The 23,912-nt window shown below is 70.2% G+C and carries 18 protein-coding genes and 1 pseudogene; 16 read left to right on the top strand and 3 right to left on the bottom strand.

The window, feature by feature from the left end; translation table 11 throughout:
- Window positions 1-107: 107 nt before the first annotated feature.
- From ACIA6T_RS33450 to ACIA6T_RS33415, 8 genes and pseudogenes are all read left to right on the top strand, one after another.
- Complete coding sequence (locus ACIA6T_RS33450) at window positions 108-770, top strand: HAD family hydrolase (protein WP_399450277.1); 663 nt, start codon at window positions 108-110, stop codon at window positions 768-770.
- A gap of 60 nt (window positions 771-830) precedes the next feature.
- Window positions 831-2,062, top strand: a pseudogene (locus tag ACIA6T_RS33445) (MFS transporter).
- The gene (locus ACIA6T_RS33440) at window positions 2,013-3,185 is read left to right on the top strand and encodes an acetoin utilization protein AcuC (RefSeq protein WP_399450276.1); all 1,173 of its coding nucleotides are present in this window, start codon (window positions 2,013-2,015) and stop codon (window positions 3,183-3,185) included. Before ACIA6T_RS33445 ends, ACIA6T_RS33440 begins: the two are co-directional and overlap by 50 nt.
- Window positions 3,186-3,281: 96 nt before the next feature.
- Entirely contained in the window at window positions 3,282-4,097 is an 816-nt protein-coding gene (locus tag ACIA6T_RS33435) for a phosphatase (RefSeq protein WP_399450275.1), read from the top strand.
- A 129-nt stretch (window positions 4,098-4,226) separates the two neighbouring features.
- Window positions 4,227-4,439, top strand: coding sequence for a helix-turn-helix domain-containing protein (locus ACIA6T_RS33430; RefSeq protein ID WP_004984898.1), 213 nt, complete (start codon window positions 4,227-4,229; stop codon window positions 4,437-4,439).
- Between the two features lie 154 nt (window positions 4,440-4,593).
- On the top strand, window positions 4,594-4,692 hold the full coding sequence (locus ACIA6T_RS33425) for a 30S ribosomal protein bS22 (protein ID WP_003948845.1): 99 nt from the start codon (window positions 4,594-4,596) through the stop codon (window positions 4,690-4,692).
- A 169-nt stretch (window positions 4,693-4,861) separates the two neighbouring features.
- Window positions 4,862-5,923 (top strand): NAD-dependent epimerase/dehydratase family protein, encoded by a 1,062-nt coding sequence (locus ACIA6T_RS33420; RefSeq protein ID WP_399450274.1) that lies wholly within the window; start codon window positions 4,862-4,864, stop codon window positions 5,921-5,923.
- A gap of 14 nt (window positions 5,924-5,937) precedes the next feature.
- A complete protein-coding gene (locus tag ACIA6T_RS33415) occupies window positions 5,938-7,014 on the top strand; it encodes a lysophospholipid acyltransferase family protein (RefSeq protein WP_399450273.1) in 1,077 nt (358 codons plus the stop codon).
- Between the two features lie 164 nt (window positions 7,015-7,178).
- On the opposite strand, the gene ACIA6T_RS33410 is transcribed toward ACIA6T_RS33415, so the two are convergent.
- From ACIA6T_RS33410 to ACIA6T_RS33400, 3 genes are all read right to left on the bottom strand, one after another.
- Window positions 7,179-8,426: a DUF5667 domain-containing protein gene (locus ACIA6T_RS33410; RefSeq protein ID WP_399450272.1), complete on the bottom strand. Its 1,248-nt coding sequence runs from the start codon at window positions 8,424-8,426 to the stop codon at window positions 7,179-7,181.
- Between the two features lie 259 nt (window positions 8,427-8,685).
- Window positions 8,686-9,537 (bottom strand): ECF subfamily RNA polymerase sigma factor, BldN family, encoded by an 852-nt coding sequence (locus ACIA6T_RS33405; RefSeq protein WP_399450271.1) that lies wholly within the window; start codon window positions 9,535-9,537, stop codon window positions 8,686-8,688.
- Between the two features lie 733 nt (window positions 9,538-10,270).
- Window positions 10,271-11,182 (bottom strand): HAD family hydrolase, encoded by a 912-nt coding sequence (locus ACIA6T_RS33400; RefSeq protein WP_399450270.1) that lies wholly within the window; start codon window positions 11,180-11,182, stop codon window positions 10,271-10,273.
- A 104-nt stretch (window positions 11,183-11,286) separates the two neighbouring features.
- On the opposite strand from ACIA6T_RS33400, the gene ACIA6T_RS33395 reads away from it, so the two are divergent.
- From ACIA6T_RS33395 to ACIA6T_RS33360, 8 genes are all read left to right on the top strand, one after another.
- The gene (locus ACIA6T_RS33395; protein WP_399450269.1) at window positions 11,287-11,565 is read left to right on the top strand and encodes a glutaredoxin family protein; all 279 of its coding nucleotides are present in this window, start codon (window positions 11,287-11,289) and stop codon (window positions 11,563-11,565) included.
- Window positions 11,566-11,866: 301 nt separating this feature from the next.
- On the top strand, window positions 11,867-12,631 hold the full coding sequence (locus tag ACIA6T_RS33390) for a redox-sensing transcriptional repressor Rex (RefSeq protein WP_399450268.1): 765 nt from the start codon (window positions 11,867-11,869) through the stop codon (window positions 12,629-12,631).
- On the top strand, window positions 12,628-14,346 hold the full coding sequence (locus ACIA6T_RS33385) for a glutamyl-tRNA reductase (RefSeq protein ID WP_399450267.1): 1,719 nt from the start codon (window positions 12,628-12,630) through the stop codon (window positions 14,344-14,346). The genes ACIA6T_RS33390 and ACIA6T_RS33385 overlap by 4 nt, the downstream gene beginning before the upstream one ends.
- Entirely contained in the window at window positions 14,343-15,302 is a 960-nt protein-coding gene (gene hemC, locus ACIA6T_RS33380; RefSeq protein WP_399450266.1) for a hydroxymethylbilane synthase, read from the top strand. The genes ACIA6T_RS33385 and hemC overlap by 4 nt, the downstream gene beginning before the upstream one ends.
- On the top strand, window positions 15,299-16,996 hold the full coding sequence (locus ACIA6T_RS33375) for a uroporphyrinogen-III synthase (protein ID WP_399450264.1): 1,698 nt from the start codon (window positions 15,299-15,301) through the stop codon (window positions 16,994-16,996). The genes hemC and ACIA6T_RS33375 overlap by 4 nt, the downstream gene beginning before the upstream one ends.
- Window positions 16,997-17,257: 261 nt before the next feature.
- Entirely contained in the window at window positions 17,258-20,848 is a 3,591-nt protein-coding gene (locus ACIA6T_RS33370; protein WP_399450263.1) for a DEAD/DEAH box helicase family protein, read from the top strand.
- Window positions 20,845-22,365, top strand: coding sequence for a restriction endonuclease subunit S (locus ACIA6T_RS33365; protein ID WP_399450262.1), 1,521 nt, complete (start codon window positions 20,845-20,847; stop codon window positions 22,363-22,365). The genes ACIA6T_RS33370 and ACIA6T_RS33365 overlap by 4 nt, the downstream gene beginning before the upstream one ends.
- Window positions 22,362-23,909, top strand: a complete 1,548-nt coding sequence (locus ACIA6T_RS33360) for an N-6 DNA methylase (RefSeq protein ID WP_399450261.1) — start codon at window positions 22,362-22,364, stop codon at window positions 23,907-23,909. Before ACIA6T_RS33365 ends, ACIA6T_RS33360 begins: the two co-directional genes overlap by 4 nt.
- Window positions 23,910-23,912: the final 3 nt, after the last annotated feature.

The following is a 23,912-nucleotide window of genomic DNA, read 5'->3' as shown; positions in this document are numbered from 1 at the left end:
GGTACTGCAGGGGGGACCCTGTGGGAGAGTAGGACGCCGCCGAACAAATATTGAGAAAACCCCCGTGCCCTTCGGCACGGGGGTTTTCTGCGTTTAGGGTCAGGAGTATGCGCTATGACCTGGTCCTCTTCGACAACGACGGCGTTCTCGTCGACAGTGAGCCGATCTCCAACCGGCTCCTGGCCGCCTATCTCACCGACCTCGGCCACCCGACCTCGTACGAGGACTCCATCCGTGACTACATGGGTTCCGCCATGCACCGCGTGCACGATCTCGTCGAGGAACGGACCGGTCAGCGGTTGCCGGCGGACTTCGACGACGTGTTCCACGCCCGGGTCTTCGCCGCGTTCGAGCGGGAGTTGAAGCCGGTGGTCGGCGCCATGGACGTACTCGAGAAGCTGACCGCCGACGGGGTGCCGTACTGCGTGGCCTCGTCCGGGAGCCATGAGCGGATCCGGGTGGGGCACCGCACGACGGGGCTCGACCGGTGGTTCGACGACGAGCGGATCTTCAGCTCGCAGGATGTCGGGCGGGGAAAGCCGGCACCGGATCTGTTCCTGTACGCGGCCGAGCGGATGGGCGTGGCGCCCGAGCGGTGTGTGGTCGTCGAGGACAGCCCGCTGGGCGTCCAGGCGGCGGTCGCGGCCGGGATGGACGTGTACGGGTTCACCGCGATGACGCCCGCCGGGAAGCTCTCCGGGGCCACAGGACTCTTCGAGGACATGCGGGAGTTGACCGCACTGCTCGACGGGGATCCGAGCCGAAACTGAGCACAACTCATCTTTGACCGGATCTACCCACCGGTACCCCCGAGCCCTACGCTCGCCGCCATGACTGATGTGCTGCGGCGCGGCAGGGCCTCGCTGGCGTTCGGCTTCCTCGTCCAGGGCGTCGCCTTCGCTCTGCTCGTGACGCGGATCCTGGCCATCCAGGACCGGTACGGGGTCTCCGACGCGCTGCTGCCGGTCTTCCTCGCCGCCGTACCCATCCTGGCCGGCGTCGGGAGTGTCACCACGGAGCGGCTGGTGGAGCGGGTGCCGCCGAGCCGGGTGCTGCGGTGGTCGCAGCCGGTGGTGCTGCTGGCGCTGCTGGGTGTCGGAGCGGGCGGGCACATGGCGGGGCTCGGCGTGGCGCTGGCCGCGTTCGGGCTGGCCGTGGGTGCGCTGGACGCGTCGATGAACATGCTCGGGGTGAGTCTGCAGCGGGCGTACGGGCGCAGCATCATGCTGAGCTTTCATGCCGCGTACAGCGCGGGCGGGATCGTCGGGGCGTCGCTCGCGTGGGCGGGGGCGCACTGGGATCTGGCGTTGTGGGTGTCGTATCTGCCGGTGGTGCTGGTGCTGCTGCCGGCCGCGCTGGTCGGGAGCCGGTGGTACGTCGACGGGGGTGGGGAGCAGGCGGCCCGGAGAACGCGAAGGGCGGGCACACGACCGGCGGCCTCAAGTGGCTGTTGCCGCTGTGCCTGGTGATGACGGTGGCGTACATCGGGGACTCGACGGTCTCCAACTGGAGTGCGAAGTACCTCCAGGACGTGCTGGGGAGTTCGGAGCAGCTCGCGACCGTTCCGTACAACGTCTACATGGTCACCACGCTGCTGGGGCGGGCGATCGGGGACGTCGGGGTGCGGCGGTTCGGGGCCGTGACGGTGGTGCGGGCGGGGGCGCTGGTGGCGGTGGCGGGGTTCGCCGTGGTGGCCGGGGCGCCCGGTGCGTGGGTGGGGATGCTGGGGTTCACGCTGCTGGGGCTCGGGTTGTGCGTGCTGGTGCCGCAGATCTTCGCGGCGGCGGGGCGGCGGGCTGCCGAGCGTGGTGGCCCCGGTGCTTCGGATGCGGCCGTCGCGCGGCTCAATGTCTTCAATTATGTGGGTTTCCTGGTCGGTTCGCCGTTGGTCGGGGCGCTCGGCGACGCCTGGAGCTACCGCGGGGCGATGCTTGTGCCGATGGTGTTGGTGCTGGTGACGCTCGTGTACGCCAGGTCGTTCGCCGCTGAACCGGACCGATACGGTGTCGGGCATGAGCGGGCGCGTACAGCTGATGTGGGACGAGGCAGTAACGGGCTATGACTTCGGCCGGGACCATCCGATGGACCCGGTCCGGCTGGCGCTGACCCGGAGTCTGGTCGGTGCCCTCGGGCTCGACCGTGAGGTGGAGGTGGTCGCCGCGAAGGCGGCCGGGGAGTCGACGCTGAGGCTCGTCCACCGGGAGGACTACATCGAGGCGGTGCGGGCCGCCTCGGCCGATCCTGCGGCGGCGGACCAGTCGTACGGGCTGGGGACGATGGACGATCCCGCGTTCGCCGGGATGCACGAGGTGTCGGCGCTGATCGCGGGGCAGTCGGTGGGCGCGGCGGAGGCGGTGTGGCGCGGGGACGCGCCGCACGCGGTGAACTTCGCGGGCGGGCTGCACCATGCCATGCCGGGCGCGGCCTCCGGTTTCTGCGTGTACAACGACGCCGCGCTGGCGATCGCCCGGCTGCTGGAGCTGGGCGCGGAGCGGGTCGCGTACGTCGACGTCGACGTGCATCACGGGGACGGGGTGCAGGCGGCGTTCTGGGAGGACCCGCGGGTGCTGACGATCTCGCTGCACGAGCATCCGCGGACGCTGTTCCCGCAGACCGGGTGGCCGGAGGAGACGGGGGCGGACAGTGCGGAGGGCAGCGCGGTCAACGTCGCGCTGCCGGCCGGGACCGGGGACGCTGGGTGGCTGCGGGCGTTCCACTCGGTCGTGCCGGAGCTGATCGCGGACTTCCGGCCGCAGGTGCTGGTGACGCAGCACGGGGCCGACACGCACTTCGAGGATCCGCTGGCGCATCTGGCGGTGTCGCTGGACGCGCAGCGGGCCGTGCAGGTGGCGTGCCACGAGCTGGCGCACGAGTATGCCGACGGGCGGTGGGTGGCGCTGGGCGGTGGCGGTTACGCGGTGGTGGAGGTCGTGCCGCGGTCCTGGACCCATCTGGTGGGCATCGCGGCCGAGCGGCCGGTGGAGCCCACGACGGTGATCCCCGAGGGCTGGCGGCAGGAGGTGTACGCCCGGACCCGGCAGCCGGCGCCGCGACGGATGACGGACGGGCGGTGGCCGGTCTCCTGGGCCGCGTGGGACGAGGGGTACGACCCGGCGGACCGTCTGGACCAGGCGATCCTGGCGGCGCGGCGCGCGGTGTTCCCGCTGCGGGGGCTGCTGGCCTGACGCCCGTACGGCCGTACGGGCGTTCCGTTACGCCGACCGTGCGGTGTTCCGCGGTTCCGCACGCACCCCACACGCGCATCCCGCACCATCGCTACCGTGCAGACCACCGCCGAGCTTCGCGCGCATCTCCTCGCTGCCCGGCTCGCCGGGGTCGTGGGCACCACGCGGGAGGAGAGCCTGCGGAGCTACCGGCTGTTCGCGGTCCGGGATCCACGTCTGCTGATCGGGTTGGACCCGGAATGGGTATGGGGTGAGCGGGAATTGCTCGCTCTGATGGCGGACCGGTGCGGGGTTTCGGCCGATCCCGCGCACACCTTCGGCCATGATGTGATCGACCCCGAGCGGACCCTGGACGCCCTGGACGCCTTCGCGGAGCGGCTGGCGGTCGCTGCGGAGCGTGGCGGGCCGGTGCTGCTCGGCACCGGTCATCCGCACCGGTTGCTCGGCTTCTACGCCGCTCTGGCAGACGCGTTGTCGGCGGCGGGATGTGCCGTCCTCACCCCGGCGAAGGGTCGCTGTGTCGACATAACGACCCGGTTCGGTCTACGCACGTGCAACCTCGACTACGTGCGAGGAGTCGGGCTCGTCCGGGGCGCGACCGCGGAACGCCCCGGTTGTGAGCCGGGCGCACACACGCACTCCCCCCTCCCGGTTCGGGCCGCGCTCGCTGCGGCGGCCGACGCCGGCGGGTCGCTTCCGGAGCTGGTGATCGGTGACCACGGATGGGTCTGCGGGGCAGGTCAGCTGGGGTTCGAGGCCGTCGGACCGGCCGATGTGAACGACCCCGCGCCGTTCGTCGGCGAGGCCGAGGGGACCGTGTCCCTCGTCGTTCCACTTGATGACGGCGTGCGGTCCGATCACTACCTGCCGCTGGCCCGCTACGTACTCAATCGAGCGTGTCTGTCACAGTAGGCCGCCGATGGGTGCACCTCTTCCCCACTCGCATCACCCGCCCCTACATTGGGGAGTGAGCACGCAGCGACGAAGAGTCACCGGAAGGGGAAGCCGGTGGCCGTCGAGTGCGGAAGGTGCAGGTGTGTCATGGCTGCAGCTGGCGAGAGGCCTCTGAACGAGGTTCAGTTCCTTACCGTGGCGGAAGTCGCCTCGGTGATGCGAGTGTCGAAGATGACCGTGTACCGACTGGTGCACAGCGGTCATCTGCCCGCGATCCGGGTGGGGCGGTCCTTCCGCGTCCCGGAGCAAGCGGTTCACGAGTACCTCCGCGAGAGCTACGTGGGGGTGGAAACCGCCTGACGGCGATCCGGGGAGGTCCGTACCGGGCACTCACGGGCCTCCCCGGTCACCTCGATTACGGTCTCAGCGCTCGGGCGGGTAGGCTAGCCCCTCGTAGGTCGTGTGGGCCCATGGCGCCCAAACACCGAGTGATGAGAAGTGAGCGAGGGTAGTCGTGGGCTCTGTTATCAAGAAGCGGCGCAAGCGGATGGCCAAGAAGAAGCACCGCAAGCTGCTCAAGCGCACGCGCGTTCAGCGTCGCAACAAGAAGTAAGCGACAGCGCGAGAGCGTGTCCAGTGGCCCCCCACCGCACTCCGGTGGGGGGCCACTGCCATTCGTACGTCCGGGGCTGTCGTCACTTCAGGCATCCGGTCGGCACCACAGAGCGACGGGGACCCGATAGGTTGGCCGTCGGGAGCAGGGCGAGAGGAAGGCGCTGATCTTGGGAAAGGTCGTGCTCGTGACCGGGGTGGCCCGTCAGCTGGGGGGCCGTTTCGTCCGGCGGATCCTGCGCGATCCGGAGGTGGACCGGGTCGTCGGCGTGGACGCGGTCCCGCCCGAGCACCACCTGGGCGGCGCCGACTTCGTCCAGACGGACATCCGCCAGCCCACCGTCGCGCGGGTGCTGGCCGAGTCGGGCGCCGACACGGTCGTCCACCTCGACGTGACCGGCACGCCGCTCGGCAGCGGCGGGCGGACCGCGCTGAAGGAGACCAACGTCATCGGCACCATGCAGTTGCTGGGTGCCTGCCAGAAGTCCCCGAACATCAAGCGGCTGGTCGTGAAGTCCAGTACGAACGTCTACGGTTCCGCGCCCCGCGATCCGGCGGTGTTCACCGAGTCGACCCCGCCCAAGTCGCTGCCCAGCGGCGGCTTCGCGAAGGACGCGGTCGAGGTCGAGGGGTACGTGCGCGGCTTCGCGCGGCGCCGTCCGGACGTCGCCGTGTGCGTGCTGCGGTTCGCCAACATCCTGGGCCCGGCCGCGGACAGCCCGCTCGCCTCGTACTTCTCGCTGCCGGTGCTGCCGACCGTGTTCGGCTACGACCCCCGGCTGCAGTTCGTGCACGAGGACGACGTCATCGAGGTGCTGCGGATCGGCTCGCACGAACCGAGGCGCTCCACGCTCAACAGCGGGACCTTCAACATCGCCGGCGACGGTGTGCTGCTGCTCTCGCAGTGCTCGCGGCGGCTGGGCCGGCCGACCGTGCCGCTGTTGCTCCCCGCGGTCACCTGGGCGGGCTCGCTGGTGCGTACGCTGGGGATGACGGACTTCTCGCCCGAGCAGATCCGGCTGCTCACACACGGTCGGGTGGTGGCGACGGACCAGATGCGGGAGACGCTGGGCTTCATCCCGAAGTACTCGACTGCCGAAACGTTTGCGGACTTCGTGCGCAGTCGCGGTCCCGGGCTGCTTCCGCCGGAGAGGCTCGCGAGGGCCGTCGACCGGATCGCCGCGCTGCCCCTGCCGGGCAGCGGTCACCCCCCGACGCAGAGCGCCAACTGAGGAGCGCAGCAACGATGGCGGACGCCAAGGTCATTCCGTTCGACGACGACCACCGCTCGCGTGGGGGTGCCGCGCAGCGCCCGTCGCGTCGCCGGGGCGCGGGCAGCCGGCGCCAGGGCGGGGCGCGGCCCGCCGCGGTCGGGGAGGTTCAGCCACTGCCGGGTGTGGCGTCCGTGCAGGATGATGATCCGGTGAGCGGTGAGGACGAGCAGCCCCAGGAGCCGGCCGCCGAGGGCGCCGGCGACGGCGACGGCGGCCTGGAGCGGCGGGTCGCGAGCGGGCTGGCGTTTCTGCGCCGTCGGCTCACGGGGGACTACGAGGTCGACGACTTCGGTTACGACGAGGAGCTCACCGACCAGGTCCTGATGTCCCTGCTGCGGCCGATGTACGAGAAGTACTTCCGGGTCGAGGTGAAGGGCATCGAGAACATTCCCCCGGAGGGCGGCGCGCTGATCGTCGCCAACCACTCGGGGACGGTGCCGGTGGACGCTCTGATGATGCAGGTCGCCGTCCACGACCACCATCCGGCCGGGCGTCATCTGCGGCTGCTCGCGGCGGACCTGGTGTTCATGCTGCCCGTGGTCAACGAGCTCGCCCGCAAGCTCGGGCACACCCTGGCGTGTGCGGAGGACGCCGAGCAGCTGCTCGGGCAGGGGGAGCTGGTGGGGGTGATGCCGGAGGGGTTCAAGGGCATCGGGAAGCCGTTCGGCGAGCGGTACAAGTTGCAGCGGTTCGGGCGTGGCGGGTTCGTCTCCACGGCGCTGCGGCAGGGCGCGCCGATCATTCCGTGCTCGATCGTCGGGGCGGAGGAGATCTACCCGATGATCGGCAACGCGAAGACGTTGGCGCGGGTGCTGGGCTTTCCGTACTTTCCGCTGACGCCGACGTTTCCGTGGCTGGGGCCGCTGGGGGCGATTCCGCTGCCGACGAAGTGGACGATTCAGTTCGGTGAGCCGATTCTGACGGACGGGTATCCGTTGGAGGCGGCGGATGATCCGATGCTGATGTTCAATCTGACCGATCAGGTCAGGGAGCAGATTCAGCACACGCTGTACAAGTTGCTGGTGCAGCGCAGGTCGGTGTTCTTCTGAAGGGGCCCCTTCGGGGTCCCGGGGCGCGGGGCGCGAGAGAGCTCGGTGCGGTGGGCTGTGGGGCGGGTGCGGGCCGGTTGTGGTTGTTCGCGCAGTTCCCCGCGCCCCTGGTTTGCGCAGTTCCCCGCGCCCCTGAAGGGGCGCGGGGAACTGCGCGTTCTGTTCTACTCGGCGTCCTCGCTGTCGATGCCCAGGCCAGGGAGGAGGCCGGGGAGGAGGGGTGGGAGGGTGATGTCGGGGGCGGGGGGTGGGGTGATGCTGCCTTCCGCCGGTGGTGAGGTGGAGACGGTGCCGCTTTCCTGGGGCGGGTCGAGCAGGCCACCGGTGTTGCCGCCGAGCAGGCCGTCGCTCTCGCGGCCGGTGTCGGCGGAACCGGAGGGGCCGGCGCTGCCGGTGCCGCTCTCGCCGGAGGTGCCGTCGCCGGTGTCGGGGGACTGTGAGGAGCCCGTGCCGGACGACGGGGTGCCGGGTGTCGACTCGGAGCCGCGCCGCTCCGCGCCGTCCTCGTCGGTCGAGGGCTGGGGGAGCAGTGACCGCAGCGGGGCGACGTCTTTCTCTATGGCGTCGAACACCGACGAGACCTGCTCACTCACGTCCCCCAGCTGTACGGGCAGCCGGTCGCGCAGGGTGCCCCAGCTCTGGCGGTGCGCCTGGGAGAAGGAGGAGAGCGCCTGCATGGGGCCCAGGGAGTCCGGGTCGCGCTGGTAGGCCTCGCGCAGCAGCCGGTGGCCCTCGGCTGCGTCGTGCCGCATGCCGGACAGGGCGCGGCGGACCTCGCCGAGGGACTCGTGGTCGAGGGTGCCGCCGCGGTCGCGCTCCATCAGCCGGCGGGCTTCGCCGAGGCGGGTGGAGGCGTGGTCGAGGTAGACCCGGCCACGCTCGTCGTTGCCGTCGGCGAGGCCGAGCTTGACGTCCTCGATGCCGCGCTTGACTCCGTAGAGGGAGTCACCGGGCAGGGCGTCGGAGCTGGCGACGGCGACTCCGCCCAGGGCGCCGGCGGCGACGCCGACGGTGAGTCCGCCCGCGGTGAGCCCTTTGGCCAGCCGCGAGCGTGGTCGCAGCTTGCCCAGCGGGGTCGCCCGGTGGGTGCCCCTGGCCCGGCGCGAGCGCTGTTCGGGTACGGCCTGACGCGTCGCCTCGCCCGCAGCGGTGCCCTCCTGGAGCATGGCCTCGAACGCGGCCACCAGCTGGGCCCGCTGGACGACCTTGACCTCGGGGTCCAGTTCCGGTTTGGGCAGCGCGCCGAGGCCGGAGGTCAGGGCGAGCAGCTGTGCCTGCTCGGTCTCCGCGGCGGCGGCCGGGGCCGGTGCCGATCCTTCGGACTGCTCGGCCGCCGTGCCCCGGTCGGACTGCTCCTCCAGGGCCTGGGCGAAGGCGTTCGCCCGCCGGTGCGCCGATACGTTCGCGATCACTGGCGGCACCTCCTCTCGTCATCACGGTCGACTCCCCAGGGGGTCCTGAGGGTTCCCGCCCCGACCAGGGCCACACGATCGAGTGATCGAAGTCGGTCAGGGGGTGACCACAGGGAGCCTGTATCCCGCACAACGAGTGGCGCGGCACTTGGGTTACGGACCCGGGGTGACCGAATGAGGAAGCCAACCGGGTTTCACTTACCGTGAGTTGGGTGTCGCGGATCGTGTTCCGGTCGGCGGGTGGACGGACGGGTCCGGGTCAGCGGGCGTCGTCCGGAAGGAGTCGGGCGAGGGTGCGGACGGCCCGGTACTGGAGGGTCTTGATGGCACCCTCGTTCTTGCCCATCACGCGGGCGGTCTCGGCGACGGACAGACCTTGGAGGAATCGGAGCGTGACGCACTCCTGCTGTTGGGGGTTGAGTCGTCGTACGGCATCGAGGAGGGCGGCGTTGGACAGGGACTCGAGAACGGAATCCTCGGGGGAGCGCTCGACCTCGTTGGCGTCGAGCATCTCCCCGGTGGTGACCTCGAGGCGGAAGCGGCTGGACTTGAAGTGGTCGGCGACGAGGTTGCGGGCGATGGTCACCAGCCAGGCGCCGAAGTCGCGGCCCTGCCAGGTGAAGGTGCCGATGCGACGCAGTGCGCGCAGGAAGGTCTCGCTGGTGAGGTCCTCGGCGGTCGCCTTGCCGCCGACGCGGTAGTAGATGTAGCGGTAGACGGTGTCGCTGTACTGGTCGTACAGCCGGCCGAAGGCCTCGGCCTCGCCGGCCTGGGCGCGCTCGACGAGGTCCATCATCCGGGCACTGTCGCTGTCGGCGGCGGGGCGGCGGGCGGCGGGGGTGCCGGTGGTCGTCCTGGCGGCGGCTCCCCTGGCCGCGCCCCTGGCCGCCGCGGCGGGGGGTGTGGAGGGTGCTGTGGAGCGGCACCCCCGTCCGCCGACCGCGGCGCTGCCGTCGGCGAGGGCGTAGCACGGGCCGGCGGCGGGGGCGGTGGCGAATGCGGGGACCGTGTGCGCGGCGGGGACGATGCCGCGCAGCAGGTCTCGGGCTGTCGCGACTGTCGCGCGCAGCTTAGCCAGGCCCGAGGCGTCAACCCCGACGTGTGGGTACACGGGACTCCCAGAGGCAGAGCTTCCATCACGTGCAGTGCGGGACCGTTCACCCGTCGTAGCTAGGTGGGGGTACCGAATTGCGTCTGAGGAGAATAACGCTTCGTGCAGGCTCTGCTACACCGAGTTGCTCAAATCATCGATTACGTCGTTTCCGTAACCGGTTGATGGGTGTTCGGGGGCGATGTGGTGATCGGTTGTTGACCGGAATGGCTCGTGTTTCGGGTGGGTGTGGGGCGGGTTGTGGCCGTGTGCAGCCAAGAGGACTGGGCAAGGGGGTTGTGGGGTAAGGCAGTTGGATTGGCCGGGTTCGGGGGCGGGGTGGCGGAAGCGGTCCCCGGTGGTCGGTCCGGTGGGGGGATGGGGGTTGACCGGGGGCGTGGTGCTGCGGCGGGGTTGACGGGGGTCCGGTGTCGGGGCGGGGGTGCTGGTGCGGCCCGGTGTGTGCCGGGTGCCGTCGCGTCCGCCTGTGCGGCGGGGTCGGCCGGGTGTCCGGTGCTGCGGTCGGGCGGGGGGTTGTCGCGCGGCCCGGTGTGTGCCGGATGCCGTCGCGTCCGCCTGTGCGGCGGGGTCGGCCGGGTGTCCGGTGCTGCGGTCGGGCGGGGGGTTGTCGCGCGGCCCGGCGTTTGCGGGGTGCCGTCGCGCCCACCCGTGCCGCCCCAGCGGCACGACTGCCCGCGGGGACGCGGGGGTGTGGTGTGGGTGTCTGCGGTCTTGTGCGGGTTGTGGGCGGTGGTCAGCGGCGTTTGCGGTGGAGGGCGATGGCGGCTGCCGTGCCGCCGGCCACCGCGCCGACGCCTGCCGCCGCCGGGATGCCGACCTTGGCCGCCTTGCGGCCGGTGCGGTAGTCGCGTAGGCGCCAGTCCATGCGGCGGGCGTGCTTGCGGAGCTTGGAGTCCGGGTTGATCGCGTAGGGGTGGCCGACCAGGGACAGCATCGGGATGTCGTTGTGCGAGTCGCTGTACGCCGCGCAGCGGCCGAGGTCCAGTTCCTCCGCCAGGGCGAGGGCGCGTACCGCCTCCGCCTTCGCGGGTCCGTGCAGCGGTTCACCCACCAGTTTGCCCGTGTACACGCCGTCGACCGACTCCGCCACCGTGCCGAGCGCGCCCGTCAGCCCCAGCCGGCGCGCGATCACCTGGGCGATCTCCACCGGTGCCGCCGTCACCAGCCACACCCGCTGCCCGGCGTCCAGGTGCGCCTGTGCCAGCGCCCGGGTGCCCGGCCAGATCCGCTCGGCCATGTACTCGTCGTAGATCTCCTCGCCGATGGACTGCAGCTCGGAGACGCGGTGGCCCTGGACGATGGAGAGCGCCGAGTCGCGGGCCTCCTGCATGTGCTCGGGGTCCTCGACCCCGGCCAGCCGGAACCACGCCTGCTGCCAGGCGAACCGGGCCAGGTCGCGCGTCTCGAAGAACTTCCGCTTGTACAGTCCCCGCCCGAAGTGGAACAGGGCGGCGCCCTGCATCACCGTGTTGTCCAGGTCGAAGAACGCGGCGGCCCGTTCGTCCCCGACGACCGGGAACTCCGGTTCGCGTTCGGAAATTTCCTGGGTGGACTTGCGTGCTGCCTCCGCCGAGGCCTCGCCTGCCAACACGCTGCGTGCCGTGGCGGAGCGCCTACGGGGAGTGAGCCATCCGAGAGCGGCCATGGCGTGAGCATAGCCAGTCGGCGCGGATGTTCCGGAGCCGAGAGGTTCGAGCGTCGTGAACTCTCCGGGTCCGAGGCGTTAAGGCGGGCGCCACAATGGCCCGTATGAGCCCACTCTTCCGCCGTAACACCCCGGCCGCCCCGCAGGACCGGCTCGTCACCCTCGTGCGCAAGCCCGGCTGCCATCTGTGCGACGACGCGCAGGTGGTGGTGGAGAAGGTGTGCGAGGAGCTCGGCGTCCCGTGGGAGCGCAAGGACATCACCCAGGACCAGGATCTGCACGACCGGTACTGGGAGCAGATCCCCGTCGTCCTCGTCGACGGCCGCCAGCACACCTTCTGGCGCGTGAACGAGGACCGTCTCCGTAGGGCCCTCACCGACTGACCGACCAGTCCAAACCGGCCGGAAAGTCGCTTAGGATCGATGGCGGTTTGGTCTCGGGGGCGGGATTCACAGAGGAGAGTGTGCGGTTTTGCCCCCAGAAGAAAAGGAACGGCGGCGCTCGTGCGCCGGTTCCCCGCGAGTGTGCCGAGGGCGCGTGACCCCGGTCACGTTGGCCGGGCAAATCGGACACAATCTTTGTGCACGCGTTCACAAAGACATAGCCTGCATTCGACGGGGCGGTCCGGGGACGTATGACCTGACGTATGACCGCCTGAAGCCCCGCTCTACCCGCAGGAGCACCGTGGCAACTGGCCGAACTCACCGACCGGCGACCCGTAGCCGAGGGATTCCCGAGGCCACCGTCGCCCGCCTTCCGCTGTACCTCCGCGCCCTCACCGCGCTCTCCGAGCGCTCGGTGCCCACGGTCTCCTCGGAGGAGCTGGCGGCCGCCGCGGGGGTCAACTCCGCGAAGCTGCGCAAGGACTTCTCCTACCTGGGCTCGTACGGGACCAGGGGCGTCGGCTACGACGTCGAGTATCTCGTGTACCAGATCTCCCGCGAACTCGGCCTGACCCAGGACTGGCCGGTCGTGATCGTGGGAATCGGCAACCTCGGGGCCGCCCTCGCCAACTACGGCGGGTTCGCCTCCCGCGGTTTCCGGGTCGCCGCGCTGATCGACGCCGACCCCGCGATGGCCGGGAAGCCCGTCGCCGGCATCCCGGTGCAGCACACCGACGAGCTCGAGACGATCATCACGGACAACGGCGTGTCGATCGGCGTGATCGCCACCCCCGCCGGCGCCGCCCAGCAGGTCTGCGACCGTCTCGTGGCCGCCGGCGTCACCTCCATCCTGAACTTCGCGCCGACCGTGCTGACCGTCCCGGACGGTGTCGACGTGCGCAAGGTGGATCTCTCCATCGAGCTGCAGATCCTCGCCTTCCACGAGCAGCGCAAGGCCGGCGAGGAGGCCACGGCCGAGCCCGTCGCCGCCCCGGCCGCCCCCCGCAAGCAGTCCGCCACCGGCCAGGGGCCCGACGGGGACGTACCCGCCGTGATGCCGGCATGAGTCTCCTCGTCGTCGGACTGAGCCACCGCAGCGCGCCGGTCAGCGTGCTGGAGCGGGCCTCGCTGGGCGTGGACGCGCGGATCAAGCTGCTGCAGGACACGGTCGCCGCGGAGCCCGCCGCCGAGGCCGCGGTCCTCGCCACCTGCAACCGCATCGAGCTCTACGCCGACGTGGACAAGTTCCACGCCGGTGTCGCCGAGCTGTCCACGCTGCTCGCCCAGCACAGCGGGGTCGGCCTGGAGGAGCTCACTCCTTATCTCTATGTGCACTACGAGGACCGGGCCGTCCACCACCTGTTCTCGGTGGCCTGCGGCCTTGACTCGATGGTCGTGGGCGAGGGCCAGATCCTCGGCCAGATCAAGGACGCGCTCGCCCGCGCGCAGGAACTGCACACCGCCGGACGGCTGCTGAACGACCTGTTCCAGCAGGCGCTGCGGGTCGGCAAGCGGGCCCACTCCGAGACCGGTATCGACCGCGCCGGGCAGTCCCTGGTCACCTTCGGCCTGGAGCAGCTCGCCGTCGGCGCGCCCGTCGAGACCTGGGCGCGGGACAAGAAGGCGCTGGTCATCGGCGCCGGTTCGATGTCCTCGCTGGCCGCGGCCACGCTCGCGCGGGCCGGTGTCGGCGAGATCGTGATCGCCAACCGCACGCCCGAGCGTGCCGAGCGTCTCGCACACCTGCTCGAAGAGCAGCACGGGCAGGGTCTCGCCGAGGGTGACGACACGGACGTGCTGGCCCGCGCGGTCCCGATGGGATCGGTGCCGTTCGAGCTGACACGTGCCGACGTCGTCGTCTCCTGCACCGGCGCGACGGGACTGGTCCTCACGGCCGACGCGATCGCCGGGGGCGTCGAGGGCCGGGTCGGCGAGCAGCCGGCCGTCGAGACCGCCCCGGTCGAGGAGGCACCGCTCCCGCCCACCTCCGTGGGCACGGAGGAGGGCTGCCCGCTGGACCTGTCCGCCGTACGGCCCGGCTTCTCCGTGATGGGCGAGGCCGCCGTCGCCGGCATGGACGCGGCGACGCTGGAGCAGCACGCCGCGTGGGCCGCGGGCACGACCGTCGACCGCCGTCGGACCGGCCGCAGCGGTCCGGAGGCCGACGCCGAGCTGATCGGCGCGCTCGCCGCGACCGCGTCCACCGTCGGCCGGATCCCCGAGCGGCGCCGCCCGGAGCCGGTGGCCGAGCCGCCGCGCCCCGAGCCCGTGCTGTTCCTGCTGGACCTGGCGATGCCGCGCGACATCGACGCGGCGGCGCACCGGCTGGCCGGCGTGCGCCTCGTCGACATCGAATCGCTCGCGGAAGCCTCCGCGGACGCTCCGATGGCTGCCGATGTGGACCAGGTGCGGCGTATCGTCTCCGACGAGGTCGCCGCGTTCGGGGCGGCACAGCGGGCGGCGCACATCACGCCGACCGTCGTCGCCCTGCGCACCATGGCGGCCGATGTGGTGGCCGGCGAGATCGCCCGCCTGGAGGGGCGGCTTCCCGGCCTGGACGACAAGCACCGCGCGGAGATCACCCAGACCGTGCGGCGGGTGGTCGACAAGCTGCTCCACGTGCCGACGGTACGGGTCAAGCAGCTCGCGGCCGAGCCCGGCGGCGCCGGGTACGCGGACGCGCTGCGCACCCTGTTCGACCTCGACCCCGAGACGGTGGCCTCCGTCTCCCGAGCCGAGGAAAGCACCGAGAAGAACGCAAGGAACCGAGGGCCGGCATGACTGAGAAGGCACTGAGGCTGGGGACCAGGCGGAGCAAGCTCGCCATGGCCCAGTCCGGGCAGGTGGCGGAAGCCGTGAGCCAGGTGACCGGACGGCCCGTCGAGCTCGTCGAGATCACCACGTACGGCGACGTCTCGCGCGAGCACCTCGCGCAGATCGGCGGCACGGGTGTGTTCGTCGCCGCGCTGCGCGAGGCACTGGTGCGGGGCGAGGTGGACTTCGCGGTGCACTCGCTGAAGGACCTGCCGACCACGCAGCCCGACGAACTGGTCGTGGCGGCCGTTCCGGTGCGCGAGGACCCGCGCGACGTGATGGTCACGCGCGACGCGCTGAAGCTCACCGACCTGCCGCGCGGCGCCCGCGTCGGCACGGGTTCGCCGCGCCGCATGGCGCAGCTGAACGCGTACGCGCGCAGCCACGGCATGGACATCGAGACGGTCCCGATCCGGGGCAACGTCGACACCCGCATCGGGTACGTCCTGAAGGGCGAACTGGATGCCGTGGTGCTGGCCGCCGCCGGAATGAACCGGATCGGACGCAGTGACGAGGTGACCGACTTCCTGTCGGTCGACACGGTGCTGCCCGCCCCCGGCCAGGGGGCACTGGCGATCGAATGCACCGCGGACAACGCGGAGCTGATCGCCGCGCTCGCCGAACTCGACGACCCGCTCACGCGGGCCGCCGTGACGGCCGAGCGTTCCCTGCTCGCCGCTCTGGAGGCCGGCTGCAGCGCACCCGTGGGGGCGCTGGCCGATCTCCTGACCGACGGGCAGTCTGTCAAGGAGATGCGCCTGCGCGGCGTCGTCGGTTCGACCGACGGCTCGACGCTGGTGCAGCTGTCCACCACCGGTCCCGTGCCCGAGACGCACGAGGCGGCGATGACGCTCGGTCGCGAACTCGCCGCCGAGATGCTCACGCAGGGCGCGGCCGGTCTGATGGGGGAGCGAGCACAGTGAGCCCCACCACCCTTCCCGCCCCTCCGGAACACGGGCACGTCACCTTCCTCGGTGCCGGACCCGGGGATCCGGGACTGCTGACCCTGCGCGCCGTGGAGGCGCTGGCGAACGCGGACGTCCTCGTCGCCGAGCACGAGGTGCTCGACGTCGTACGCACGCACGCGAGGCAGGGCGTCGCCGAAGTGCACACGGACTCCGACACGTCGGATCCGGGCACGGGCACGCCCCAGCTGACGGTCGTTGACGGCGCGTCAACAACCATCAGTGCCCCCGCGATGCGGGATGCGGCACATCTTGTCATGGAGGCCGCGCGGGGCGGCAGGCGGGTCGTGCGTGCGGTGTCCGGTGATCCCGGGCTCGACACGTACGCCGCCGAGGAGATGCTGGCGTGCGCCTCGGCCGGGGTGCCGTTCGAGGTCGTCCCCGGTGTCGCGGCGGCGGTCGGCGTACCCGCGTACGCCGGTGTGCCGCTGCGTGACGCCCAGGGCGCGGACGTCCGTTTCGTGGACGCGCGTACGGCCTCGGACCGTTGCTGGACGGAGGTCGGGGCGTCGGACGGCACGGTGGTCGTCTCCACCACGCTCGACTCCGTGGCCGCCGCGGCGGGCGAACTGGTGTCCGCCGGACGCAAGCCCGACACCCCGCTGACGGTGACCGTCGCCGGTACGACGACCCGGCAGCGCACCTGGACGGCGACGCTCGGCACGATCGCGCAGACGCTGAAGCAGGCGAAGGTGCTGCCCTCCCCGGAGGGCGGCCGGCCGGTGATAGCCGTGGTCGGTGAGCGCAGCGCCCCCGCCCGTCGCGACCAGCTGTCCTGGTTCGAGTCCAAGCCGCTGTTCGGCTGGAAGGTGCTCGTGCCGCGGACGAAGGAGCAGGCGGCGTCGCTCTCCGACCAGCTCCGCTCGTACGGCGCCGTGCCGCACGAGGTCCCGACGATCGCCGTGGAGCCCCCGCGCACCCCGCAGCAGATGGAGCGGGCGGTCAAGGGCCTGGTGACGGGCCGCTACGAGTGGATCGCGTTCACGTCGGTCAACGCGGTGAAGGCGGTCCGCGAGAAGTTCGAGGAGTACGGCCTCGACGCCCGTGCCTTCGCGGGCATCAAGGTCGCGGCGGTGGGCGAGCAGACGGCCAACGCGCTGATCGCCTTCGGCGTGAAGCCGGACCTGGTGCCGAGCGGTGAGCAGTCGGCGGCGGGCCTGCTGGAGGACTGGCCTCCGTACGACCCGGTCTTCGACCCGATCGACCGCGTCTTCCTGCCGCGCGCCGACATCGCCACGGAGACGCTGGTCGCGGGCCTGATCGAGCTGGGCTGGGAGGTCGACGACGTGACCGCCTACCGCACGGTCCGCGCGTCGCCGCCCCCGGCGGACACCCGTGAGGCGATCAAGGGCGGCGGTTTCGACGCGGTGCTGTTCACGTCGTCCTCGACGGTCCGGAACCTGGTCGGCATCGCGGGCAAGCCGCACAACGTCACGGTGATCGCCTGCATCGGCCCGGCGACGGCGAAGACGGCGGAGGAACACGGCCTGCGGGTCGACGTGATGGCTCCGGAGCCGTCGGTCCACAAGCTGGCGGAGGCCCTGGCCGACTTCGGCACGCGCCGCCGGCTGGCGGCGCTGGACGCCGGTGACCCGGTGACCCGGCCGAGCGAGCGGCGGCCGGGGGCGCGCAGGCGTCGGTCGACGACCTGATCCCGACGGGCGGCGGGGTGTGCCGTGACGGCGCGCCCCGCCGCTGTGCGTTGCGGCTCGGGTTGTGCGGTGGTGGGTCGACGATCGGAGCGGTTCTCCATCGGCCTGCCCGAAACCCGCAGGTGGCCGGCGCGCGGCTCTGGAGAAACGCTCCACTCGCAGGCCTTGCTTCTCTCGAATCCCTTGCCAGGCATACCTGTTCATGTCATCCTGCAAGGCTTTGATCATTGACACGGTGACCAGGGACCTGGGGGGAAGTACATGGTGACGGCGCTGGTCGGCGGTTCGTCGGGTGGGGACGACGAGCAGGTCGCACGGTTGGCTGCGGGCTCGTCCAACTTCGGTCACCTGCTCCGGCACGAGCCTTTACTGGTGACGCTGGGCTGCTCCGCCGAGTCGTACGTCCACACCGACCCGCACGCGGCCATGGTGAAGGCCCGCCTCTTCGGCGAGATCATGGCCCGGCACTTGGTCACGCTCCTCGGCGTCACCGTGCCGGGGCCCCGGCAGGTCGACCGGATCAACGCGCTCACCAGGGCCGACGTCCTCGTCCCGCAGGTACGTGCCTGGTTCGAGGCGATCCGTACGACGGGCAATCGGGCGGTGCACGAGTACTACGCCAACGTCCGCGAAGCGCTCCAGTCCGTGGAGCTGTGCTTCCGCCTCGGCGACTGGCTGCACCGCTCCCTGGACCAGTCCGACACTACGCACCGGGTGTTCCTGGCACCCGCACCGCCCTCCGCCGCGCCCGCGCCCGAGTCCGTCGCCGACCAGCGCGAGCTGGAGCAATTGCGTACCGAACTCGACGCATATCGCCGGAAGTTGGAGGAGGCCCGGCTCAGCTACGACGGCAAGCAGAGCCGCCTGGAGCGCGAGCGGGCCGCCCGCGAGCAGGCCGAGGCGGAGCTGGCCCGCGCGGATGCCGAGCGGGCCGCGCTGCACGACCTGATCGCCGAGCTGAGCGACAAGATCACCGAGCTGACGGCTCCGGCTATGGAGTCCCGCTCGGCCGCCCGCCCCCTGGACGGGGCCTCGCGGCGCGACGAGTTCATCGCGCAGGCGCAGAAGGCGGCCCGCCCGCCGATGAGCGAGGCGCAGGTCCGCGCCGAGCTGGACCGCGTCCTGGAGAAGGCGGGCTGGGTCGTTCAGGACGACGTCGCCAAGAACCTCTTCGCGGGCAGGGGCGTCGCCGTCCGGGAGGTCTCCACCGCCGTGGGACGCGCCGACTACCTCCTCTACGTCGAGCAGCGCCTGGTCGGCGTCATAGAGGCCAAGCGGGAGGGCGCCGACTTGGAGGCCGCCATGGAGCAGGCCTCTCGTTACGCCACCGGCCTCACCCGCAGCCAGCAGCTCAGCGCCTGGCGGGCCAGCCTGCCCTTCCGGTACGTCGCCGACGGCAACACCGTGCGCTTCCATAACGCGCTCGACCCGTCCCCGCGTACCCGTGATGTCTTCGCCGTGCACCGACCGGACACGATCGCCCGCTGGGTGGAGGAGGCCGAGGCCGACCACAGCGCGCCGACCCTGCGGGCCCGGATGCGCCGTCTGCCGGAGACCTTCCTCGACCCGGAGGACCTGCGCCCGGCCCAGGTTACGGCCATCAACGGCCTGGAGCGTTCCCTCGCCAAGGACGACCCGCGTGCCCTGATCCAGATGGCGACCGGTGCCGGCAAGACGTACACGGTGGTCAGCGAGAGCTACCGGCTGCTCAAGCACGCGGGCGCCAAGCGCATCCTGTTCCTGGTCGACCGCAACAACCTCGGTAGCCAGGCCGCCACCGAGTTCGAGAACTTCGACACCCCGGACGACGGCCGCAAGTTCACCGAGCTGTACGTCGTGCAGCGGCTCGCCGGGGACACCGTGCTGGGATCGGCGCACGTGGTGGTGTCCACGGTGCAGCGGCTGTGGCTGGCGCTGACGGGCCGCGAGGTGCCGAGCGCCGACCGCGAGGACGCGGCCCTGGACCGCTACGACCTGGTCGACGAGCCGGTGGAGGTCGGTTACAACCCGGACCTGCCGCCCGAGGCGTTCGACCTGATCGTCGTCGACGAGTGCCACCGCTCCATCTACGGCAAGTGGCGCGCGGTCCTGGAGTACTTCGACGCCCACCTGGTCGGCCTGACCGCCACCCCGGTCAAGCAGACCTTCGGCTTCTTCTTCCAGAACCTGGTCAGCGAGTACCCGTACGAGCAGGCCGTCGCCGACGGCGTCAACGTCGACTTCGACGTCTTCCGCATCCGTACGGAGCTGGGGGAGAACGGCGGGACGATCCCGGCGGAGACGGTCGTCCCGATGCGGGAGCGCAAGACGCGGCGCGAGCGGTACCAGGAGCTGGAGGAGGACCTGGAGTGGAAGGCGTCCCAGCTGGGGCGTCAGGTCATCAGCAAGGGGCAGTTGAAGCTCGTCGTCGAGACGTTCCGCAAGCACCTGTTCACGGAGATCTTCCCGCCGGTGGGGGAGGGGGAGGCGCAGCGGGCGCGCACGCACGTGCCCAAGACCCTGATCTTCGCCGTGGACGACAACCACGCCGACGAGATCGTCCAGATGGTGCGGCAGGTCTTCGGGGAGAGCGACGACTTCTGCCGGAAGATCACGCACGCGGCGAAGCGGCCGGCCGAGCTGATCAAGGCGTTCCGCAACAGCCCCGAGCTGCGCATCGCGGTGACCGTCGACATGATCGCCACGGGGACCGACATCCCGCCGCTGGAGTGTGTCTTCTTCCTGCGGGACGTGAAGAGCTGGGCCTACTTCGAGCAGATGAAGGGGCGCGGCTCGCGGACCATCGACCCGGCGGAGTTCCAGGCGGTCACGCCGGACGCGGAGGTCAAGGAGCGGTTCGTCATCGTCGACGCGGTGGGCGTCACGGACTCCCCGCGCGTGGACGCGCGCCCGCTGGTCCGGGTCTCCGAGCGGAAGATCCCGCTGGAGCGGCTGATGGCCAAGACGGCGGGCCTGGCGATGACCGAGGACGAGGTTGCCACGCTGGCCGGGCGCCTGGCACGGCTCGACCGGCAGCTCACGCCCGAGGAGCGGGAAGAGGTCGAGGAACTGGCCGGCCAGCCGTTGCGGGAGATCGTGGGCGGGCTGGTCCGGTCCGTCGACCCCGACCAGCAGGAGCGGGCCCGGCGGATCGGCGGGCAGGCGCAGGTACGGCAGGAGATGCTGGACGCGCTGAAGCCGATCGCCTCCAACCGCGAGCTGCGGGACCGGCTCATGTCCATGCGTCGCGCCCACGACATCGTCATAGACGAGGTGAGCGTGGACGAGGTGAAGGAGGCGCGCGGCGTCACGGCGGATGAGCTGGCGATGCGGCGGGTGACGTCCTGGAAGCAGTACCTCGACGACCACCGGGACGAGATCGCCGCGTTCAACATCGCGTTCAGCGAGCGGCGCGATCCGAAGGAGGTCTACCGGCGGCTGAAGGACCTCGCCCGGAAGATCGAGCGTCCCCCGTTCCAGTGGACTCCGGGGCGGCTGTACGACGCGTACGTGCAGCTGGGGAAGGCGGCCCGGCATCCGCGGGGGGCCGCGGGAGTGGTCGACCTGATCGGGCTGCTGCGGTTCGAGCTGGGACTGGAGGAGGAGGTACGGCTGTACCGGGCGCTGGTGGAGGAACGGTACGCGGCGTGGCGGGCCCGGCAGGAGCAGGCGGGGGCCTCCTTCACGGAGGGCCAGGTGTGGTGGCTGGACCGCATGGTCGACGTGATAGCGACGGATGCGGCGATCGAGCCCGAGCATTTGAAGGACGTACCCTTCATCGAGCGCGGGGGCGTGGACGGGTTCCTTCGGGAGTTCGGGGCGGATCGGGGGGCTGAGATTTTGGATGAGCTGGGACGGGAGTTGGGTGCGTGAGCGGTTTGCCTAGCGGCTGGGTACGAGTAAACCTCGACGAGATCGCCGAGGTTCAGGGAGGTATCCAGAAGCAGCAGAAGCGGCGTCCCGTTGAAAACAAGTTTCCCTTTCTCCGGGTCGCCAACGTCGGCAGTGGGACGCTCGACCTTGAAGATGTGCATGAGGTCGAGCTGTTCGAGGGTGAGCTGGAAAGGTTCGTTCTGCGTCCCGGCGATCTCCTGGTCGTGGAGGGGAACGGGAGTGTCTCTCAGCTTGGTAGGGCAGCTCGATGGAGTGGCGAGATTGAAAATTGTGTGCACCAGAATCACTTGATTCGGGTGCGTCCAGGTCCCGCTATCTCGGCTAAATTTCTCGAGCTTCTATGGAACTCGTCGACGGTTTCTGGGCAGCTTCGGCGTGTGGCAGCATCGACCAGTGGGTTGCATACTCTGAGTACAGCGAAGTTGAAACGCGTAAGCCTTGCGCTGCCACCCCTTGAGGAGCAGTGGCGTATCGTTGCTGCGCTCGAAGAGCAGTTGTCGCGACTTGACGCGGCAGTGGCGTCGGTGCATACAGCCAAGAGGGAGACCACAAGACTTCTACAGTCCATCTATGACGATGCTGCAAGCGGGCGGGTCGCTGATGGCTGGCGTGACGTCTCGGGTGGTACTAAGACTGAGGAGTTGAGGAACGGTTGGATGTGGCGGACGCCTTCCGACCTCACCGATGGGGCCAAAGAGAACATCGTGATTGGTCCCTTCGGGAGTAATCTCAAGGTGTCTGATTATGAAGATTCTGGTGTGCCGCTGGTGTTCGTGCGCAACATTCGATCGGGTAACTTCAAATCCACCAGATATGTTTCGCAGCGAAAAGCCGAAGAGCTGAAATCCCACTCCGCAGTGTTCGGTGATCTTCTCATTACTAAAATGGGAGAGCCTCCCGGGGATGCTGCTGCTTACCGAGAGGTGGAAGATGGAATTGTCACAGCCGACTGTATCCGATTGCGCCCCTCGGAATGTTGGAATGTTGATTACCTTGCAGTTGCGGTAAATTCGACACTAGTGCGCCGACAAATCGAAGCAGCAACTCGTGGTGTGGCGCAGCGCAAGGTAAGCCTGGCGCGTTTCCGCGACGAGGTCAGAATTCCGGTTCCGCCTGAAAACCTGCAAGTTCGAGTTATGGGGGAGGTGAGCGAGCGGGTATCCAAGGTGCGTCGCTTGCAAGAGGCCTTGACTCGGGCTGAGAAATGGGCGGAAGCCCTACGCCGCTCCCTCCTTGCTGAGGCTTTCGCAGGCCGTCTGGTTTCCCAGAACTCCGCCGACGAGCCTGCCGAAGCCCTGCTCACCCGCATCCGCGCGGAGCGGGAAGCGGCCGGAGCCACCAAGCCCCGGCGCCGGAGCCCTCGCCGGGCGCCTGCTCAGCGGAAGCAAGCGCCGGACACCGCACCCGCGCCGGACGCACCTCCGCAGCCCAGGGCTGACGCCCCCGCCCTCGCCACCGCCACTCAGCCCACCCTTGACCTGGAGATCCCCTCGTGACCACGACCGAGGCCCGTCGGCTCGTCGACAAGCTCTGGAGTTACTGCCACGTCCTGCGGGACGACGGTGTCTCCACCATCGACTACGTCGAGCAGTTGACTCTCCTCGTCTTCCTCAAGATGGCGCACGAGGCGCAGTCCCGCCCGCCGATGTTCCGCGAGCAGATCATGCCTGAGGGGACCGTCTGGGAGGGCCGTGGTTGGCCGGAGCTGCTGAACAACGACGGTGCCGAGCTCGAAGCCGCCTACACGCAGCTCCTCGAAGACCTCGGGGCTCAGCGCAAGGGCACGACCTTCCACCTGATCTTCAACGGGGCCCGTAACCGCATCCACGACCCCGCCAAGCTCAAGCGCCTGGTCAAGGACCTGATCGACAAGGAGAGCTGGTCCGGTCAGAAGACCGACATCAAGGGCGACGCCTACGAGGAACTGCTCTCCCGCGGCGCGGAGGACATCAAGTCGGGCGCGGGTCAGTACTTCACCCCGCGTCCCCTGATCCAGGCCATCATCGACTGCGTCCGCCCCACCCCTGACGACACGATCACCGACCCCGCCAGCGGAACCGGTGGCTTCCTGCTCGCCGCTGCCGAGTACATCCTCAACGAGTACGGCAACCGCCTCACCCCCGAGCAGCGCAAGCACCTCAGTAGCGGCGGCATCTGGGGCACCGAGCTGGTCAGGAACACCGCCCGTCTCGCTGCGATGAACCTCTTCCTGCACGGCATCGGTCAGCCCACCGGGCCCACCCTCATCCACGACCGGGACGCCCTCATCGCCCCGCCCACCAAGCGCGCGAGCCTGGTCCTGGCGAACCCACCCTTCGGCAAGAAGTCGTCGATCACCGTCTACGGCGACGACGGCTCCGCCGCCCGCGAGGCGATCGCCTACGAGCGCCGCGACTTCTGGGTCACCACGACCAACAAGCAGCTCAACTTCGTCCAGCACATCGCCTCACTGCTGGAGATCCACGGCCGGGCTGCGGTCGTCGTCCCGGACAACGTCCTCTTCGAAGGCGGCGCGGGTGAGACCATCCGTCGGCGCCTGCTGAAGGAGTACGACGTCCACACGCTGCTGCGCCTGCCCACCGGCATCTTCTACGCGGGCGGCGTCAAGGCCAACGTGCTGTTCTTCGAACGCAAGCCGGCCCGCCCCGAGAAGGCGTGGACCGAGAAGCTGTGGGTCTACGACTTCCGTACCGCCCAGCACTTCACCCTCAAGCAGAACCCGCTCACCCGGGCCCACCTCGAAGACTTCGTGCAGTGCTACCGCCCCGACGAGGACCGCTCCAAGCGCGTCGAGACGGAACGCTTCAAGGCGTACACCTACGAGGAACTGATCGCCCGCGACAAGGCCAACCTCGACATCACCTGGCTCCGCGACCCCAGTCTCGACGACGCGGACAACCTGCCCGCGCCCGAGGTACTGGCCGCCGAGATCGTCGAGGACCTCCAGGCCGCGCTGGAGGAGTTCGCCGCGATCGCGGAGACCTTGCAGCAGGCTCGGGGAGAAGGGCTGGCGACGGAGGCGGCTCCGGTCGCCGACTGACAC

The sequence above is a fragment of the Streptomyces sp. NPDC051740 genome (assembly GCF_044453165.1).
Classification (GTDB): domain Bacteria; phylum Actinomycetota; class Actinomycetes; order Streptomycetales; family Streptomycetaceae; genus Streptomyces; species Streptomyces atrovirens.
The sequence above is the reverse complement of the archived record's forward strand: the minus strand, read 5'-3'. Positions and strand labels throughout refer to the sequence as shown.